16 protein-coding genes and 3 pseudogenes are annotated in these 17945 nt (G+C 70.2%); 6 read left to right on the top strand and 13 right to left on the bottom strand.

Going from position 1 to position 17945, the window contains the following annotated elements; translation table 11 throughout:
- Positions 1–93 precede the first annotated feature (93 nt).
- Positions 94–513 (top strand): annotated as a pseudogene (locus ACF1AG_RS22830) (LuxR C-terminal-related transcriptional regulator); the annotation flags it as partial.
- 116 nt (positions 514–629) lie between these two features.
- Here ACF1AG_RS22830 and ACF1AG_RS22825 read toward each other — a convergent pair.
- Both ACF1AG_RS22825 and ACF1AG_RS22820 read right to left on the bottom strand, forming a co-directional pair.
- Positions 630–2009, bottom strand: coding sequence for a protoporphyrinogen/coproporphyrinogen oxidase (locus ACF1AG_RS22825; RefSeq protein WP_387798034.1), 1380 nt, complete (start codon positions 2007–2009; stop codon positions 630–632).
- A 459-nt stretch (positions 2010–2468) separates the two neighbouring features.
- Positions 2469–3134: a transposase gene (locus tag ACF1AG_RS22820; RefSeq protein ID WP_391810321.1), complete on the bottom strand. Its 666-nt coding sequence runs from the start codon at positions 3132–3134 to the stop codon at positions 2469–2471.
- 107 nt (positions 3135–3241) lie between these two features.
- On the opposite strand from ACF1AG_RS22820, the pseudogene ACF1AG_RS22815 reads away from it, so the two are divergent.
- Positions 3242–3378 (top strand): annotated as a pseudogene (locus ACF1AG_RS22815) (IS3 family transposase); the annotation flags it as partial.
- A 131-nt stretch (positions 3379–3509) separates the two neighbouring features.
- Here ACF1AG_RS22815 and ACF1AG_RS22810 read toward each other — a convergent pair.
- From ACF1AG_RS22810 to ACF1AG_RS22800, 3 genes are all read right to left on the bottom strand, one after another.
- Complete coding sequence (locus ACF1AG_RS22810) at positions 3510–4247, bottom strand: HAD family hydrolase (protein WP_391810320.1); 738 nt, start codon at positions 4245–4247, stop codon at positions 3510–3512.
- A 209-nt stretch (positions 4248–4456) separates the two neighbouring features.
- Positions 4457–6805, bottom strand: coding sequence for a glycoside hydrolase family 65 protein (locus ACF1AG_RS22805; RefSeq protein WP_391810319.1), 2349 nt, complete (start codon positions 6803–6805; stop codon positions 4457–4459).
- A 332-nt stretch (positions 6806–7137) separates the two neighbouring features.
- Positions 7138–8385, bottom strand: a complete 1248-nt coding sequence (locus ACF1AG_RS22800) for an amidohydrolase (protein ID WP_391810318.1) — start codon at positions 8383–8385, stop codon at positions 7138–7140.
- Positions 8386–8727: 342 nt separating this feature from the next.
- On the opposite strand from ACF1AG_RS22800, the pseudogene ACF1AG_RS22795 reads away from it, so the two are divergent.
- Positions 8728–9238 (top strand): annotated as a pseudogene (locus ACF1AG_RS22795) (NAD(P)-dependent oxidoreductase); the annotation flags it as partial.
- A gap of 109 nt (positions 9239–9347) precedes the next feature.
- Here ACF1AG_RS22795 and ACF1AG_RS22790 read toward each other — a convergent pair.
- Entirely contained in the window at positions 9348–9563 is a 216-nt protein-coding gene (locus ACF1AG_RS22790; RefSeq protein ID WP_391810317.1) for a hypothetical protein, read from the bottom strand.
- 336 nt (positions 9564–9899) lie between these two features.
- Here ACF1AG_RS22790 and ACF1AG_RS22785 point away from each other — a divergent pair, with 336 nt between their 5' ends.
- The 3 genes from ACF1AG_RS22785 (at position 9900) to ACF1AG_RS22775 (ending at position 12096) form a co-directional block, all read left to right on the top strand.
- Positions 9900–10421, top strand: a complete 522-nt coding sequence (locus ACF1AG_RS22785) for a DUF664 domain-containing protein (protein ID WP_387798022.1) — start codon at positions 9900–9902, stop codon at positions 10419–10421.
- A gap of 168 nt (positions 10422–10589) precedes the next feature.
- Positions 10590–11507, top strand: coding sequence for a zinc metalloprotease HtpX (gene htpX, locus ACF1AG_RS22780; RefSeq protein WP_359749973.1), 918 nt, complete (start codon positions 10590–10592; stop codon positions 11505–11507).
- A gap of 10 nt (positions 11508–11517) precedes the next feature.
- Entirely contained in the window at positions 11518–12096 is a 579-nt protein-coding gene (locus tag ACF1AG_RS22775; RefSeq protein WP_391810316.1) for a hypothetical protein, read from the top strand.
- A 40-nt stretch (positions 12097–12136) separates the two neighbouring features.
- Here ACF1AG_RS22775 and ACF1AG_RS22770 read toward each other — a convergent pair whose 3' ends face one another.
- The 7 genes from ACF1AG_RS22770 to ACF1AG_RS22740 form a co-directional block, all read right to left on the bottom strand.
- A complete protein-coding gene (locus tag ACF1AG_RS22770; protein WP_391810315.1) occupies positions 12137–12514 on the bottom strand; it encodes a fic family toxin-antitoxin system, toxin component in 378 nt (125 codons plus the stop codon).
- Positions 12514–12759 (bottom strand): hypothetical protein, encoded by a 246-nt coding sequence (locus tag ACF1AG_RS22765; RefSeq protein ID WP_387798018.1) that lies wholly within the window; start codon positions 12757–12759, stop codon positions 12514–12516. The genes ACF1AG_RS22770 and ACF1AG_RS22765 overlap by 1 nt, the downstream gene beginning before the upstream one ends.
- A 275-nt stretch (positions 12760–13034) precedes the next feature.
- Complete coding sequence (locus ACF1AG_RS22760; protein ID WP_391810314.1) at positions 13035–14294, bottom strand: kynureninase; 1260 nt, start codon at positions 14292–14294, stop codon at positions 13035–13037.
- Positions 14291–15139, bottom strand: a complete 849-nt coding sequence (locus ACF1AG_RS22755) for an alpha/beta hydrolase family protein (RefSeq protein ID WP_391810313.1) — start codon at positions 15137–15139, stop codon at positions 14291–14293. Before ACF1AG_RS22755 ends, ACF1AG_RS22760 begins: the two co-directional genes overlap by 4 nt.
- Positions 15129–15977 (bottom strand): tryptophan 2,3-dioxygenase, encoded by an 849-nt coding sequence (locus tag ACF1AG_RS22750; protein ID WP_391810312.1) that lies wholly within the window; start codon positions 15975–15977, stop codon positions 15129–15131. The genes ACF1AG_RS22755 and ACF1AG_RS22750 overlap by 11 nt, the downstream gene beginning before the upstream one ends.
- Before the next feature lie 25 nt (positions 15978–16002).
- Positions 16003–16779 (bottom strand): SDR family oxidoreductase, encoded by a 777-nt coding sequence (locus ACF1AG_RS22745; RefSeq protein WP_391810311.1) that lies wholly within the window; start codon positions 16777–16779, stop codon positions 16003–16005.
- 39 nt (positions 16780–16818) lie between these two features.
- On the bottom strand, positions 16819–17943 hold the full coding sequence (locus ACF1AG_RS22740) for a 2Fe-2S iron-sulfur cluster-binding protein (protein ID WP_391810310.1): 1125 nt from the start codon (positions 17941–17943) through the stop codon (positions 16819–16821).
- Positions 17944–17945: the final 2 nt, after the last annotated feature.

Raw genomic sequence — 17945 nt, 5'->3', positions numbered from 1 at the left:
GCGCGATCCCCGCAACTACCTGGCCTTTCTCGGCCTCGCCGCCGCCCTGTGCTGCTACAAGCGGCTCATCCGCCTCACCACGTAGGACACGGTCTTATCCTCACCACGTTCGACGACGACGAGTACATCAACGGCGCGCTCCGAGCGGGTGCGAGCGGTTTCCTCGTCAAGGACATGGCACTGGACGACATCCTCGGGGCGATCCGCGTGGTCGCCGCCGGAGACGCCCTGATCGCCCCGAGCGTCACACGCCGCCTGATCGCAGATTTCGCCGCCCGCCCTGAACCAGCCCCGCACCCACGACCGGTCGGAAACATCACCGAGCGGGAACGCGAAGTACTGACCCTCTTCGGACGCGGCATGTCCAACAGCGAGATTGCTGCCCAGCTCTACATCAGCGTGGCTACCGCAAAGGCACACGTTGCGCGGCTACTCACCAAACTCGAAGCCCGCGACCAGGTCCAACTTGTCATCACCGCCTATGAGATCGGCCCGGTAAGGCCACCTCGGTGAACACCCACACCTCAGTTGCCGAAGCTCGTCCGCCGAGGCGACGTGGGCACGGCCGCTGCCGACCCGCCGGTCGTCGAATGCGTCTGCTCCCCGTCCTCGCACGGAGGCGGGTCACCTCACCTGGTGTGGTCCAGGAGGGCGAGCACCCGCGAAGCGGCCGCCTCGCCGGAAGTCAGCGCGGCGTTCGTCGAACCGATCGCGAAAAAGTCGCCGGCCAGGGCGACTCTCGAGGTGCTGGGAAGACCGGCCAGACCGTTCCTGAGTTCGGCGATGCTGCCCGCATGGAGAAGAGGGACGCACGGCCGGCAGCGCGACACATGCGTCATCTCGACCTGGTTCCTCACCCCGGGGAACAGAGAGACCCGCTCGAGGTCGCGCAAGGCTGCCTCGACGATCTCCTCATCGTCCAGGTCGTACATCTCCTCGCTGCGCTCCGTCGCCCAGTAGACGCTGATCATGCCTTTTCCTTCGGGAGCCCTTCCCGGAGCCCGGTTGTGATCAAGGCACACACCCATTCCTCCGGGAAACTCCCGTCGCGGGACCAGGATCCACATGGCAGGTTCAGCCGGCCGGCTCGAAATACCGAACGACACGTGCACGCACGTGGCGTACCGCAGCCGGGACAGATAGGTGCGCATCCCGGCGGGTACGCCGGGCCAGACTTCGGGGACCGACGCTCCGGTAACCGCCAGGACGCAGGCCGGGGCGGTCTCTCGTCGCTGACGGCCGTCAGGGCCCTCGACGGTGACCGTGACGCCGTCGCGGTGCTCCTCCAGCAATGTCACGGGAGTACCGAAGCGGATGTCCAGACGCTCGGCGAGGCCACGCGGAAGGAATCCCACGCCTGCCGGAGAACTGAAGTAGCCGGTCCCGATAGTCTCCCGAACAGCCGGAAATATGTGCGCCATGGACAGTTCTTCCGGGGCGGAGAAGAAGTAGTTGGTGCACAGCGGCTCGATGACATAGTCGAAAATCTCCCGGCTCAAGCGCCGGGAGCTGTAGGCGGTGCAGGCTTCGTCCGCTTCGTACGCCTCCGACAGATCACGGAAGTTCAATCGGCCGCCCACCCTCCCGGCGTCGGCGACGAGCCGGAGAAGTCGGAGTTTCCCACAGATCGACAGGAGGCCCGTCCGCAACAGGTCCCTGCCCACGTTCCGCCCGATGCGATGAACTCGACCTTTCCGCAACAAGCCGTACACATCCCCAGAAGGGACGATCTGGTTGGTCATGCCGATGTCATGGATGAGCCCGCGCATCTCGCGGTACGTGTCGGGAAGCATCGCGGCCCCCACGTCGATCCGATAGCCCTCCTTCTCCTCCGTCCGCATGCGGCCGCCCACATGGTGTGTCTTCTCCAGGACGACCACTTCACAGCCCGCCTCCTGCAGCCGGTAGGCCGCGGAAAGGCCCGCGATGCCGGCACCCACCACGACGACCTTCCGCTGAGCCCCCGGTCCGGAGGCCGGAAAGGAAGCGGAGTGCGGAATGCTTCCCATGGGAGATCCCTTTCACACGAGGGAGAACCGGCCGCGCGCCGGCCTGGACGGGTCCGAAGCGGGCATGTCTGCCGACCAGCGCCACCACGGTCCGCTGCGGGCCCGGGTTCGTGGAGGCACACTGGTATCTTCTTCTCCCAATGCCCGGCAGCGGAGCCGGTAATCACCCACCCCGATCAAGTCGTTGAGCACACGCACTCGGTTCCACCGGCCCCCTGGAGTCGTGCTGCGCGCGTTCGGGCCACACCGCCGAGCCCCGCGGTCCGCGCGGACCACACCGTCGACTCCAGGCCGTGTCATGAATGCGCGGGTCGGAAAATCCGCATGTCGATGCCTGGCTCGTATCAAGGTGGCCCGGTCGAGCCGCGTCCCCGGACAGCGCACCCAGCCGCGTAGAGTCGGTGAGATCCCAGAGCCCCGTCTGCCGAGCGACGTCCCCCAACATGTCGTTCTCCGCAATCACGCCCAGAGGCCGAGGAAGGCCTCGTGAATGTCGTCGCGTCTCTCCCAGCGGACACGAAGCCTGCGGAAGCCGTGGAACCAGGAGATGGTGCGTTCGACGACCCAGCGGAAGATGCCCAGGCCAGAGCCGTGCGGCTGACCACGTTCGGCGATCACGGGCCGGATGCCGCGTTTCCACAGCAGTCGCTGGTACTTGTCGTGGTCGTAGCCGCGGTCGGTGAACAGCATGTCCGGCCGTCTGCGTGGCCGCCCGACCATGCCGGCTACGGGTGGGACCTTGTCCAGCAGGGGCAGAAGCTGGGGTCGCTTTTGGGCCCGGCCGGGCCGCCCACACGTGGGAGCCCGGCCGCCAGGCGCCGCCAGCACGTCATGCCCGGGCCCGGACGCGGGCTCCCGTCCGGACGGGGCATCGGCCGGATCGGGGGCCGGCCACTTGTCCGAGGCGGAGTCCTGGTGCGGCGGACCGCCCTTGCGCAGCCAGCGTGGCAGCCGTCGGCCGGCGTCCGACTGCAGGTCACCGACGGCGCGCCCGGGCTGCCTATCTTCCGTGAGGGCTCCCGCAACAGGGCCTGCGACAGATCGGCCGGTGCCGGCTCGACCTGCATACGCTCCAACTCGGTGATGCGCTCCACCAGCCTGCCGGACTCGATCACCTGAGGGCATCCATCAGGTGCGCCATGAGAAATGTGCCGGGCGGGGAGATGGCTTCGCCGTGGCTGAGCCGGCGGTGGGGGCGGCCGCAGAGTTTCCTCGGCTCGTCGCCCCGTTGCTCCATCGACGCCCGGATGCACTCCAGCCTTACGGTGGGAGCTCTTGAATCCACGGTGGCCCGTGGCGGCCAGGTTCTACGGGCCGGGTCGGTGTCGCCGGCGACAACGCGGCCATGGGGAGCTTCTTCGCACTGCTGTGGGGCGAGACGTACACCGGGTCACTTCCCAGGCCAGGCCCACAGCCCCTGCGGTGCGCTGCGAACTCTTGACGTCATCCCGCTGTTGCCCGCACCCTGACCGGCTGGCCGGGCATCGGACGTGTGCGTGATCACGAGCGCTCCCCCAGGTCTGCCAGGTCCCGCACGACCACGTCGGCGCCGTGGGCGCGCAGTGCGTCCGCCTGGCCGACACGGTCCACCCCGACGACGTACCCGAAGTGTCCCGAGCGCCCGGCATCCATACCCGCCAGTGCGTCCTCGAAGACGGCGGCGGCTTTCGGTTCGACGCCGAGGTCACGGGCCGCGGCAAGGAAGGTGTCAGGGTTCGGCTTGCCCGGCAGATGCCGTTCGGCGGCGACGATTCCGTCGATGCGGGCGTCGAAGAGATCTTCCGCGTCGATCGATCTCAGGACTTCGCGGCAGTTCGCGCTGGAGGAGACGACGGCCGTATGCAGGCCTGCGGCGCGCACCGCCTCGATGAAGCGGATCGTGCCGTCGTAGGCCTCGACACCACGCGTGCGGATCAGCTCCAGGAGCAGTTCGTTCTTGCGGTTGCCGAGTCCGTTGACGGTCAGCCTGTCGGGCGGGTCGCTGGGATCGCCCTCGGGCAGGTGGATGTCACGGGACTCGAGGAAGGTACGCACGCCGTCGGCGCGAGGGCGCCCGTCGACGTACTCGTCGTAGTCGGTTTCGTCGAAAGGCCGGTAGGAGTCCCCGTCCCGTCGGCGCAAGAAGTCGTTGAACGTCTGCCTCCACGCGTCCGCGTGGACGACGGCGGTCTCCGTGATGACCCCGTCGAGATCGAAAAGGCATGCCCGGATACCGTCCGGAAGGCCGAGTTCTGTCATGGAAGCCACCTTTCCCGAAGGAGGTCCCGCGGAGGGTCGTGGGTGTCACGTTTCGCTGCTCGAACCCCCAGACGGACACAGCGTGGCGGCACACTGGTGTGCGGCTGCGGAGCCGGCCGTGCGACGGGTTCCTCAGGGAGCCCGAGGAGTCCGAGGAGTCCGAACAGGCTGCCGCGGGGCCGTGGGTACGCCACCTCGCCGCGCGTCTCTCAGCGAGGGCGCACCGGGCGTCGGCCCGGTGGCTGGGCGGGTTCCGGCAGGACGTTGGGCGCCTCGAGGGGGCGAGTTTCCACGCTGTCGCGGGTTACGGTCACGGTCTGTCCGCAGTGTTGGATCTGGAGGGACTGGCCTTCCGTCAAGGTGTATGAGGCATGGGTGCCGGTGATCTCGACCCTCAGGCATCGCTGCCGCACCTGTACCGAGAAGGCCAGTCGGCTGATTCTGTCGGGCAGTCTGGGGTCGAAACGCAAAGTTCCCGTGCGGTGGTAGCGCATGCCTCCGAAGCCGCAGACCAGGGCGATCCAACTGCCGGCGAGGGAGGCGATGTGCAGGCCGTCCCTGGTGTTTTTCTCCACGTCCGCCAGATCCATCAGTGCCGCCTCGCCCAGGTAGTCGTAGGCGAGTCGTAGGTGTCCGACCTCGGCTGCCAGGGTGGCCTGGATACAGGCGGACAGAGAGGAGTCCCGGACGGTCAGCGGTTCGTAGTAGGCGAAGTTGCGTACTTTTTGTTCCGCGTCAAACACCTCGGTGAACATGTACATCGCCAGTACCAGGTCCGCTTGTTTGATCACCTGCTTACGGTAGAGGTCGAAGTACGGGAAGTGCATCATCAACGGGTAGTCGTCGGGGCCGGTGGACCCGAAGTCCCACACCTGTCGACTGGTGAAGTCTCGGGACTGTTCGTGGACTCCCAGCAAGTCGTTGTAGGGCAGGACCATCGCTTCGGCGGCATCGCGCCATACCCGAATCTCCTCGTCGTCCACGCCGAGCGCTGCCGCCTGTTGTGGGTGGCGTTCGGCAGTGTCGGCGGCAGCGCGCAGGTTCGCCTGAGCCATCAGGTTCGTGTAGGTGCTGTCGTTGGCGAGCGCGCTGTACTCATCGGGGCCGGTGACACCGTCGATGTGGAAGCGGCCGTGCTGGTCGTAGTGGCCCAGGGAATGCATCATCCGGGCGGTCTCCGTCAGCAGTTCGACACCGGTCGTACGCTCGAACTCCTCGTCACCGGTAATCGAGACGTAGCGCACGACGGCGTCAGCGATGTCCGCGTTGATGTGGAAGGCGGCTGCTCCCGCCGGCCAGTAGCCGGAACACTCCGCGCCGTTGATGGTCCGCCAGGGGAAGGCGGCCCCCTTGCGGCCCAGCTGGTCCGCACGGGCGCGCGCGGCAGGCAGGGTGAGCTGGCGCCAGCGCAGTGCCTCGGCAACGCAGTGCGGATAGATGAAGGTCAGCAGTGGGAGGACGAAGATCTCGGTGTCCCAGAAAGCATGACCGTCGTAACCGGAGCCGGTCAGGCCCTTGGCCGGGACGCCATGACGCTCGGCCCGGACTGCGGCTTGGAGCACGTGGAAGAGCGCGAAACGGACTGCCTGCTGGATCTCAGCATCACCGTCGACCTCGACATCCGCGTGCTTCCAGAAGTCGTCCAGGAATTGGCGTTGCTGGTCGACCAGTCCCTGCCAGCCGAGGGTGCGCGCTCCGGCTTGTGCGGCCTCCACCTGATCGCGTAGAGCAGGCAGGGAGCGCTTTTCCGACCAGCCGTAGGAGACCAGCTTCTCCAGCCGGAGAGTCTGTCCGGGCTCGAGTTCGGTGATGACGGTGAGGCGGGCGACATCGTCCGTGCTGGTGCTGGAGGTGCGAGTGGACGCCGGGCCCTGTACGACGTGGTCGGCGGCAGCCGCGATCCGCAGGCCGCTGAGGGCGGTGCGGTGCACCAGACGCAGCTGCGTGTCGTGGGCGTAATTCTCCTCGGGCTGCAGCGGGGACTCGAGAGCGGCGGCGACCCGGGGATCGTCGCTGGGGTGCGGCATGGGTTCGTTCGCGACAAGCTCGGACTGGATGACGAGCTGGACCTTGTCGTCGAGCGGTTCCACCTCGTAGGAGATCGCGCCGATGGCCCGTTGGGTGAAGGAGACGAGACGGGTGGACCGGACACGGACGCTCTTGCCTGCCGACGAGGTCCACTCGCACATGCGGTGCAGAAGACCGCTGCGCAGATCGAGCACCCGCTCGTGGCGGCGCAGCTGCCCGTACCGCAGGTCCAGCGGCTCGTCATCGACCATGAGACGGATGATCTTGCCGTCGGTGACGTTGATGACCGTCTGACCGGACTCCGGGTACCCGTAGCCGGCCTCGGCGTACGGCAGTGGACGCAATTCGTGGAAGCCGTTGAGGTAGCAGCCCGGCAGGCCGCTCGGCTCGCCTTCTTCGAGGTTGCCACGCCATCCGATGTGTCCGTTGGACAGGGCGAACAGCGATTCGCTCTGTGCCAGGACGTCCCAGTGGAGACTGGCCTCGCGCAGTCGCCAGGGCTCGACCACGAAGGCGGAATGGTTGATCATCTTCGATCCTCCTGAGTCGGCCCGCCTGGCAGGTTTCTTTCGGGCCCCCCGATGCGGTACCGGGTAGGTCGCTCGATCATGACCCGTTTCTGAGCGGGATCGTGGGACCATTCCTGCAGTGTCGAAGCCGCATTCACCCTGTACCTCTTGGTGTGCTCCCCCAGGTCCGGGTGGCGGCGAACGCCTGGTGTCCGCCGGCGTACCCGACGTCAGCAGCGACAACGACACCCATCCCTGAGACCTGGGGTCAGACTGAGGTCTTCGGCCGTCGTCAGCGGACGATGGCGACGGCCGAGGGGGACGAGGGCTTGGTGCATGTCGTCGCGGATCTCCTAGCGGATGCGCGGGAGCCAGGCACGCGCGGCGCAGACGAGGGCGGCGATGCCCGTGGTCAGGGTGGGCTCGACGACGGGGGCGTAGTGCGGAGAGTGGTTGGAGGGGAGGCCGGAGACGACGCGCATGACGTCCTCCGTGCTTTGGGTGTCTGTGAACAACTGCGGGTCGGCTCCGCCCAGGAGCCAGTACACGCATGGAGCGTCCGCTGCGGTGGCGAGGATGCCGACGTCTTCGCTCCCGGCGCCTGGTCCGGGGTCGATCACCAGGTCCGGGCCGAGACCGGTGGCGAAGGCTTGCTGGATGCGCGCGCATGCCTGCGCATCGTTGATCACGGCGGGGAAGGACTCGGTGGACTCGATGTCGGGTTCTCGCGGTGCTCCGGAGGCCGTGGCTTCGGCTCGCACGATGCGTTCGAGCGCGGTCAGGATCCCTGTGCGTACGTGTGGGTCGAAGGTGCGGATGTTGAGCCGGAGTTCGGCTCGGTCGGCGATGATGTTGCCGCGGGTGCCTGCGTGCAGAGCGCCGACGGTGACGACGGCGGTGGAAGAGGCGGCAATCTCGCGGGAGACGATGCTCTGGAGGCGCATCACGGTCGCGGCGGCCATGACGACCGGGTCGACGGCCGCTTCGGGGCGTGAGCCGTGGCCCCCCTGTCCGTGGAGCACGACGGTCAGGGAGTCCGAGGCGGCGAACGCCGGGCCGGGGCGTAGCCCGAGGAGTCCTGCCGGTAGCGGGGCGACGTGCTGGCCCAGGACGACGTCGGGCCGGCCGAACCGGTCGTAGAGGCCGTCGTCGACCATGGCCCGGGCGCCGGCGGCGGTCTCCTCGGCCGGCTGGAAGACCAGGAGCGCGGTGCCCTGCCAGGAGGACCTGTCCGCCGCCAGTTCGGCGGCCGCACCCAGGAGACAGGCGACGTGCATGTCGTGGCCGCATGCATGCATCACCGGGACGGTGCTGCCGTCGCTGTCCGTGCCGGTGGAGGTGCTCGCGTAGGCCAGTGCGGTCTGTTCCTGTACCGGCAGGGCGTCCATGTCGGCACGGAGCAGTGCGGTGGGGCCTTCGCCGTTACGCAGAACGCCGACCACGCCGATCCGGCCGACTCCGGTGGTGGTCGCGTAGCCGAGGGTGCGTAGCCGGTCGGCGACGATCGTCGCGGTGCGTTTTTCCTGGAAGGCGAGTTCGGGATGCGCGTGCAGGTCACGGTAGACCGCGGCCATGTCTGCTGCCCTGTCCGCTGCGAGCATGGCGGGGTTTCCGTCCTATGGCTGTGGGCGTCAATCACTTCGTTCCATGGTGTCCATGAATGTGCTGTTTATGCATATCAGGGGTTGTTGAGTGGTTTGCCGTCCGTGCGGGTCGTCGGGAAGCGGAATGTCCGGTCCACCTGCCCGTGCGGTGCGGGGGGTGCCCGTCGGGTGTGGTGGTCGTACGCATGCGTCCGCTTGAGGAGCCGCCCGTGTCGCGCCTCCGGGACGACGCCGTGCGGCTGGAGGCCGCGAGCGACAGTCGTGACCCGTTGCTGCGGGCTCGCCGTCCCGGGCGGCTGCCCACGCGGCGGATGACGGCGCGGGCATACGTCGCGCCGCCACGGCGCCGGCTTCCTCCCTGGAGGTCTTCATGGTCCTCGCACCGATGGTCGGCACGGAGGCGGCCTACGCCTGCTACAGCGACCCCGAAGAGATGCCGGCAGCGCCACCTGGCGACGTTGGCGCTGCTGGGAACGCCGAAGCATCTGGGCGAGGGCCGGGGCCTCGACCGGATGATGTACCAGGCCCGGCACACGGTGTTCCTCACCAGCCTGTCCGGGCTGATGCGCGCCACCGCGACGCCGGGGAGCATCCCGACGATCTCAGCACGGTCACCATGATGGGAGCGACGTCCGACCACATCGTCGAGACCAGCACGTCGCGCGGCCTGAGTCTCGCGCTTCCCCTGGCCGTGCAGGCCCACCATCGGCGCGCGATCGAGAACGGACACGGCAGTGGCAACTGGGCCCGCATCACCGCCGGCGTCCGCCGACCGCGCCGACCCGACGCGGGGCCGAGGAGCGCACGGCGGGCCGGTGGCACGGCCACCGTGGCCGGGACCGCGTCGTGACGGTCACCGAGTCCGCCCGCGCGGGCGGACTCGGTGAGCGGCCCCGAGGTGCTCACCCGAAAGGACGCCCGGCGCCCGACGCACCAGCACGTCCGTCCCGTCAGCCGGGTCAGTTCGGCTCCTGTGCCTCCAGTGTGACGGTGAGTCGTGAAGCCGCGATCTGTCCTGAGGTGAGGGCGGCGTTGGTGCTGCCGAAGGAGAAGTAGTCGCCGACGAGCACGATCCTGGAGCTGCGGTCGAGGCTGCGGAGGCCGCCGTTGAGCTCGGCGATGCTGCCAGGGTGGGTCAGCGGGACACAGGGGCGGCAGCGCGAGACTCTGTTCACCCCGAGACTCCGCGCTCGGCGGGCCGGGCACCGACCACCTCGGACGGACAGCCGTGCTCGACCTGCTCTGATCGCCCGCGACCTCGGGCGCGGCCTCGGGCGGACGTCGAGTGCTCGCCGGCGTCTCCCTGACCACCTCCCCGGGCCGCCTCGTCGGGCCCGGGGAGTTCCCTCACCGTGCACCGCTCGGCTTCCTGGCGACATACCCCTCGGCGAGCAAGGTGGCTCCAGTGGTTGTGTACCTCACGGTCCCGCCGGTCGTCTTCGGTCCGGTACGTATCCCTCATATTGGAGAACTCCCCGCGCAGCCGAAGGGATTCGGGGATCCTGGTGAGCGTGACCGAAAGCTTGAGCGATACCGTTTCAGACAGTGAGCTAAGGGCGCTTCTTCGGGTTCTCACCGGACAGCGACGCCACGTTCTCGGCATCCTTGACGGACTCGACGCCAAGGATCTTCGACGGCCCGTGCTGCCCTCCGGATGGCACTGCCTGGGGCTGGTCCAACACCTGGCGCTCGACGTGGAGCGGTTCTGGTTCCGCGCAGTCGTGGCCGGGGACGAGGAGGTCATTCATGGTCTGACGAGCGGCGACGAAGCGTGGGAGGTGGCCCCGGACGTACCGGTCAGCGAAGTACTCGACCTCTATCGCCGGGAGGCGGAACTCGCCGATGCCGTCGTCGCCGCTGCCCCTGCCGACACCGCATTGGCCTGGTGGCCCCACGATCTGTTCGGTGAACCGCACCTGCACACCGTGCGCGACGTCCTGCTGCACGTCATCACCGAGACTGCGTGCCATGCAGGCCACCTCGACGCGGCTCGAGAGCTGATCGACGGCCGCCGCTGGCTGGTCCTCACCTGAGCATCAGCGGGTCTCGTCGACGGCCAGGACTACGCTTCGAAGCCCTCGGAGCGCTGCGCCTCTCAGCGGGTGTCGCGTCGGTGCTCGGTGATCCAGCGGGCGACGAGAAGTCCGGACAGAGCGGGTGCACACTGGACAGCGGGCATGCCCGACTGCGAGGTGGTGCAGATGCGCAGCCGTTTCCGGGACGACCGGGGGCTGACCGTGCGGATGGGTGTCACGCTGTTCCTGCTCGGTCTGCTGTACGTGGGGTTCGTCGCGGCACTGATCGTGCTGCTGAAGTCCTGGGCGCTGGTCGTGGTGATCGTGGCTCTGCTGTTCGGGGCACAGTACTGGTTCTCCGACCGGATCGCGCTGTTCGCGATGCGCGGCCGGGTCGTCGACCGGGACGACTACCCGGAGCTGCACGGCGTGGTCGACCGGCTGTCGGCGCTGGCCGACATGCCGAAACCGGTGGTCGCCGTGTCGTCGATGGACATGCCGAACGCGTTCGCGACGGGCCGGACCCCGGACAAGGCCGTGATCTGCGTGACGACCGGCCTGCTGCGGCGGCTGGAGCCCGCCGAGCTGGAGGGCGTGCTCGCGCACGAGCTGTCACACGTGGCGCACAAGGATGTCGCCGTGGTCACGATCGCGTCCTTCCTGGGCGTGGTCGCGGGACTGCTCGTGCGGTTCGCCTTCTACTCGCAGCTCTTCGGCGGCGGCCGGCGGGACCAGAACACCGTGGCGCTGCTCGCGATCGTCATGGGCGTCTCCGCGGCGGTGTACGCGCTCAGCTTCCTGCTGGTGCGGGCCTTGTCCCGGTACCGGGAACTGGCGGCGGACCGGGCCGCCGCCCTGCTCACCGGGCGGCCCTCTGAGCTGGCGTCCGCGCTGACGAAGGTGACCGGCGACATCGCCCGGATACCGACACAGGATCTGCGCACGGCTCAGGCTTTCAACGCGTTCTACTTCACCCCCGCTTTCGGCGCCGATCCGGGCCTCGGACGGCTGTTCGCCACCCACCCCAGCTTGGAGCAACGGCTCGACCAGCTCGGCCGTATCTCCGCGGAGCTGGGTGAGGCGGCACTGCCCGGAAAGCCCTGAGCGGCCGACCATGAGGCTGCTCGACATCCTGCTCGGCCGGGCAAGGGCCGTGGGACCGGACCTGGACCGGCTCTTCGCGCTGCCCTCAGCGGCGGTGAGCCTGGAGGCCGCGACCGGTTTCCGGCCCACCGGGCACGGTGCCGTGTGCTTCGCGACGGTCGAGGGCGCGGCCTTCGAGCAGACGCACCGCGAGGTCCGCGCCCTCCTGGACGCGGACGTCGGCCGAGCGCCGGTCGAGCTGAGCCGCGACTCCTACGGATACTCCTGGCTCGTCTCCCGTCGTTCACCCGACGAGCTGTCGCTCCTGGTGAACGACGTGCACGCGGTGAACATGGAGCTGGAGGCCGGCGGTTTTGGACCGCAGCTCCTCTGCTCACTGGCCGGCTTCCGTGACGGCGGCGGACGCCGTGTCGCCCTTGTCTACCTCTACAAACGCGGCACGTTCTACCCCTTCGCCCCGCTGCCCGGCGACCGACAGCGGCGGGACAACGCACTGGAGCTGCGGATCCGGGCGGTGCTCGCCGGGGAGCTGCCCGTAGAGGGTGACCTGGGCCGCTGGTTTCCGGTGTGGGGCGCACCGGGGCTGTAGGAGTGAGCCCGTACCAGGGCGCGGTGGGTCACCGGGCTTCTCAGGTGGCGGTGGGCCAGGTCCGCAGCAGGGCGGCGATCTTCCCGGCGGTGCAGGCCGGGTCCAGGAGGAGGTCCTTGAGGGCCACGGCGTTCTCCCGAGTGGGTTTGACCGTGATCCCGGCGGCCTCGAGGTACATGACACCGGTGGCTGCGGCGACGGCCATGTTGGAGCGTTCCAGCCAGCGGCAGCGGCCCAGGGTGTGTACCAGTGCAGCGGCTTTGGCGTAGGGGCCGTCGTAGACGGGTTGTTCGAACAGCACGGCGCGGTGGCGGGCGACCGCCGACACGGGGACGCCGTAGTCGTCGGGGGCCGGATCGTTCACGCCGGCGGCCTCGGCGACCTGCAGGATCCAGGGGACGTCGATGTTCAGGTTCATCAGGCGGCGTGCGTTCCCCGAGCGCTCCGCGGCTGCTGGGCATCTTCGGCGTCGTCGAAGATCGTCTGGTGCTCGGCAAGGAAGCGGGCGGCGGCGTCCACCGCGCGTTCACGCAGACCGCTGGCGTCGTCCTGCACCAGCCGGGCGAGATAGTCCCCGATACTCAGGCCCAGGTCGGCGGCGCGCTTCTTCGCGAGTTCCGCGACGTCCTCGTCCACCCGTGCACCCAGTTGTGTTTTGGCCATGCCCGCATGGTAACAGCTGTTACCGCGCATCGGAGAGACATGCGGCCGATCCCCGCCTGCGAGAGGGCGCCTCGCGGTGCCCTACGGCGGTACGGCCTGGCCGGGCACTCGGACGGTGCCGCCATTTCCGACGGGCGGGGCGTGCGCGGGCGTGCCGGCGAGGTTGGGCGAACGGTGTGCGACCGGTGCGGCGTCCGTACGACGACTCGCCCACGCGGAGCTTGCGCCCGTCCGCCCAGCCTGGACGTCGCGGCAGCCGCCTCGTCACGGCCCGCTCAGGTCACCGGTCCCGCGCTGGGAGGGGCCATGTCGTACGCGCTCTCCACGGTGAGGTCGCGCAGTCGCGAAGCGGCGGTGAGCAGATCCCCGTGGCTGGTGAAGAGGGCGTTGACGCCGAAGCGAAGCAGGTCGGGCGCGCGCATGTCGGCCACGACACCGCGCCCGGCCAGGGCGACGGCCAGTCCGTGGGCGTGGGGGTGGCGCAGGGTGACCTGACTGCCGCGGCGGCCGGGGTCGGACGGGGTGACCGAGGTGAAGCCGAGAGGCGCCAGGAGTTCGTCCGCGCAGCGCAGGAGGAAGCCCGTGAGGGACAGGCTCTTGGCACGCACCTGGTGCAGGTCGACGCCGTCGAAGGCGGTGAGGGCCGCTTCGAGGGCGAGCAGGGACAGGATGGGCGGGGTTCCGATGCGGGCCCGGGCGATGCCTGGCGCGGGTGTGTAGTCCCGCGCCAGGGCGAACGGGTCGGCGTGGCCGGTCCAGCCGGGCAGCGGCGTCTCCAGCGCGGCGTGGTGGCGCTGTGCCACGTAGAGGAAGGCGGGGGCGCCCGGGCCGCCGGAGAGGAACTTGTAGCCGCAGCCGACCGCCAGGTCCACGCCGAGGGCGTCGACCTCCAGGGGCAGGGCGCCGGCGGCGTGGCACAGATCCCACACCGCGAGGGCGCCGGCGTCGTGGGCGGCCCGGGTCAGCGCCCGCATGTCGTACAGCTCGCCGGTGCGGAAGTCGACGGGCGAGTAGCTGACGAGGGCGACCCGGGGGCCCTCGGTGGCGAGGAAGTGCGGGAGGTCCGGCGGCGGTACGTGCCGTACCTGGAGGCCGCGGCGGCGGGCGACCGCGTCGGCGAGGTAGCGGTCGGTGGGGAAGTGCCCGGGGTCGGTGACCAGCAGCGGGCGGTCCGGGCGGAGTGCGGCGGCGGCGTCGAGCGCGGTGAACAACTGCACGCTGGTGGAGTCGCCGGCGACCGTCTGCCCCGGCGCGGCCCCGATGAGTGTGCCGATGGCGTCGCCCACGCGCAGCGGCGCCTGCCACCAGCCGGCCGCGTTCCAGGAGCCGATGAGTGCGGTGCCCCACTGGCGCCGTACGACGTCGTCCAGGGCCGCCGGCACGGCGGCGGGCAGCGGGCCCAGGGAGTTGCCGTCGAGGTAGACGACGTCCGGTGGGAGCAGGAAGCGTTCGCGGACGGGGGCCAGGGGGTCGTCGGCGTCGAGCCGCGCTGCCTGCGCGCGCAGGGCGGTGGCGTCCGAAAGTGCGGTGGTCATCGGTGTGGGGCCTCCTCGCCCGAGCGGCCGGCCCCCGCCGGGGTGGAGGCGGCCGCCATGTCCCGGAGGGTGCCGGCGACCGCGTGGGCGCCGGGAGCTCCGGGTTCGATGAGGGTGTAGTGGCCGGTGCCGGGCAGGACGACCGTCCTGAGGTCCCGGTGCACGGCCGCGTAGTCGCTGAACTGGGTGAGCGGGACCTCTTCGTCGGCGGCGCCGTGCAGCAGCACGGTGGGGACACCGGTGGTCCCGGCGCCGCCCAGCAGGGTGAGGGGGTCGACCTCGGCCAGCCGTTCGGTGAAGTGCTCCTCGCCGCCGAGGAGTTGCAGGGCGGCGTCGTTGCTGAGGCGGTCGCGGCGGGTGGCGGTGAGGTCGGTGATCGGCGCGAGGGCGAGCACACTCGTCGGCAGGGTGCGGGTGTGCCAGCGGGAGCCGGGCGGCAGCAGGCCGCGGGCGGCGCACCACAGGGCCAGGTGCCCGCCGGAGCAGTGGCCGGCCAGGACGTAGGGCCGCCCCTCGGGCAGCGTGTCCACGATGCGGGCGACGTCGTCGAAGGTCTCGGGATAGCCGCCCGCGCCGCCGGACCGGCGGAAGCCCGGGAGCAGCACGCTGAAGCCCTGCGAGGAGAGCCAGGCCGCGAAGGGGGTCAGGTGCATCCGGTCGTAGCGCCAGTAGCCGCCGTGCAGCAGGATCACCAGCGGGGCGTCGGGGTCCTCGGACGGCCAGGCGTCGTAGGACTGGTGGGGGTGATCCCCGTAGCGGCCGTGGACCGGTGCCAGGACCGGCTTCAGGCTCAGGACCCGCTGCTCCTCCTCGGCCGCGAAGGCGGAGATCGTCCTAGACGTCACAGCGCACCTCCCACAGTTCGGGGAAGACCGGCCGGGCCGCCCGCTGTTCCAGCCAGGCGAGCCCGGCCGATCCGGCGCTGCCGGGTCTGGCTCCCATGGCCCGACGGACGACCAGGACGTGGTCGAAGCGCCAGCGGGTGACGAGTTCGGCGATGTCGGTGAGCAGTTCGCCGAGTGCGAGGTGGGGGTGGTGCTGCGGTCCGGCGTAGACGCGCCGCCAGGTCTCCACCACGCCGGGATCACCGTCGTAGGGGCTGGTCACGTCCCGTTCGCGGACGTGGTGCGGGACGGGCAGGCCCTGGCGGTAAAGGTAGGCCAGCACCTCGTCGTACAGGGACGGTTCGCGGTAGGTCTCGGCGAGCGCCTCGTGGACGGCCGGGTCGCCGCGGTGGGCGCGCAGCAGTCCGGCGGACTTGTCACCGAGGAGGAACTCCATGTGCCGGTACATCGCCGACTGGAAGCCCGACGCCCGGCCGAACGCGGCGCGGAAGCCGTTGAACTGGGCGGGGGTCAGGGCGGCGATGGGCGTCCAGGCGCCGCCCAGGGCGGTCAGCGCGCGGCGGCTGCGCACCAGCGCGTCCATGGCGGCGGGCAGGTCGTCCTTGGCGAGGGCGACCTTGGCGGTGCGCCACTCGTGCACGACGAGGGTGAACCACAGTTCCATCACCTGGGTGGTGACGAGGAAGCCCATCTCGTCCGGGGCCTCGGTGAGCGGGTGCTGCAGTGTGTTGAGGACGGTCGCGTGCACGTACGTGTCGTAGGGGCTGGCGCCCTCGAAGGGGCGGGTCAGGGGGTCGTCCGTGGCCGGCCCGTCGAGGGTGGTCGTGCGGTCGTTCATCACTTCTCCTAGAGGTGCGGACGGGTCACACACCGAGGTGGGCGCCGCCGGAGGCGTCGATCCACTGGCCGGTCACCCAGCGGGCGTCGTCGCTCGCCACGAAGGAGACGACGTCCGCGATGTCCGCCGGGTCGCCGAGCCGGCCGAACGTGGAGGCTTCGGAGTAGCGGCGGCGGATCTCCGGGACGGCGAGGGTGGGGTTGATCTCCGTCTCGGTGTAGCCGGGTGCGACGGCGTTGACGGTGATGCCCCGGGGACCGAGTTCCTGGGCCAGGGAGAGGGTGAGGTAGTCCAGGGCGGCCTTGGTCATGGTGTAGGAGACGATCGGCGGGAAGGCGATGCGGGTCGCGACGGACGAGATGTTGATGATCCTGCCGCCGTCCCGGAGGCGGTCCAGTCCGCGCTGGATGATGAGGAACGGCGCCTTTGTGTTGATGGCGAAGGCACGGTCGTATTCGGCTTCGGTCACCTGGGCGATGGGGCGGGGGACGGTGATGCCCGCGTTGTTGACGAGGATGTCCAGGCGGGCCGGGGTGTCCTGGTCCGCCAGGGCCTCGTCGAAGGCGGCCCACAGGGTGTCGGCGTCGCCGGGGACGCCGAGTTCGGCGTGTACGGGGAAGGCGCGGCCGCCGTCGGCCTGGATCTCCTTGACGGTCCGCTCGGCGGCCGTCAGGTCGTGGCCGTAGTGGACCGCCACGAGGGCGCCCTCGCGGGCGAGGCGGTGGCTGATGGCTCGGCCGATGCCGCGGCTGCCTCCGGTGACCAGGGCGGTCTTTCCCGCGTGGCGGTCGGTGGCGGTCATCGTGGGGCTCCTTCGCTGAGGGTGGCGTGGCGGGCGGGGTCAGGCGTCGAAGTCGAGGAGGAGCTCAGGGGTGCGGGGCCTCGCGCGGCAGACGAGCGTGTAGCCGGCGGCGCGGTCCCGTTCGTCGAGGGCGTGCTCACGGTCCGCCGTCACCTGTCCGGACAGGACCTTCGCGCGGCAACTGCCGCAGACGCCCTCACGGCAGGCGTACGGCACGTCGGGGTGGCTGCGCAGCAGCCCGTCGAGCAGGGCCGGGTCGTCCGGCAGCACGGTGGCGGCCCGGCGGCGCCCGTCGAGCAGCGCAGTGATCCGGTACTCCCCCGCCCTTGGTGTCCGCCCGGCATGCTCCGGCGGCGACGGCTGCGTGCCGTCGGCCGTGAACAGCTCCCAGCGGACGAGCGACGGGTCGGCTCCCGAGTCGGCCAGGACGCGCCGTGCGGTGGCGACGAGGCCGGGCGGCCCGCACAGGGCGAACGCGGTCTCCGGGCCCGGGCGGGCGTCCACGGCCGCCAGCAGCCGGCGCACCCCGGACGCGTCCAGCCGCCGGGCGAGCGGCCCGCTCCCCCGGTCCTCCCGGGTGAGCACGTACTGGACGGTGAAGCGGTCCAGGAACTCGTCCTTGACCTCGGCCAGTTCGTCGGCCAGCACGGCGTCGGCGGAGGTGGGGACCGAGTGCACGAGGCTGACACGGCATGCCGGGTCCCGGCGTAGGGCGTGGGCGGCCATCGGGGCCAGCGGGGTGATGCCGGTGCCGCCCGCGAGGAGGACGTGGTGGGCGCCCGGCAGCTCCGGCAGGGCGAAGCCACCGGTGGGCGGGGAGAGTTCGAGACGGGCGCCGGGTGCGAGCCGGGTGGTGGCGTGGTCGCCGAAGCCTCCGGGACCGGACCTCTTGATCACCAGGCGGAGCGCCCCGGGTGTGTGCGGTGGCGGGCAGATCGAGTAGCTGCGGCGCAGTTCGGTACCGTCCCGGCGGTGACGGACGACGACGTGCTGGCCGGGGTGGTGGGCGAAGACGTCGCGCAGGTCGGCGGGCACGTGGAGGGTGACGGCCACCGTGTCGGCGGCCAGGTGCCGGACCTCCGTGACGTCGAGTGTGTGCCGGCCGGTGCGGTGGCGCGGACCGGTCGGTGCCTGGTCGCGTGGGGCGGGCGGGGCGGTGTTCACGG

This window comes from Streptomyces sp. NPDC014764, from assembly GCF_043082785.1.
Taxonomy (GTDB): Bacteria; Actinomycetota; Actinomycetes; order Streptomycetales; family Streptomycetaceae; genus Streptomyces; species Streptomyces althioticus.
This window is presented reverse-complemented; position numbering and strand designations above follow the sequence as displayed.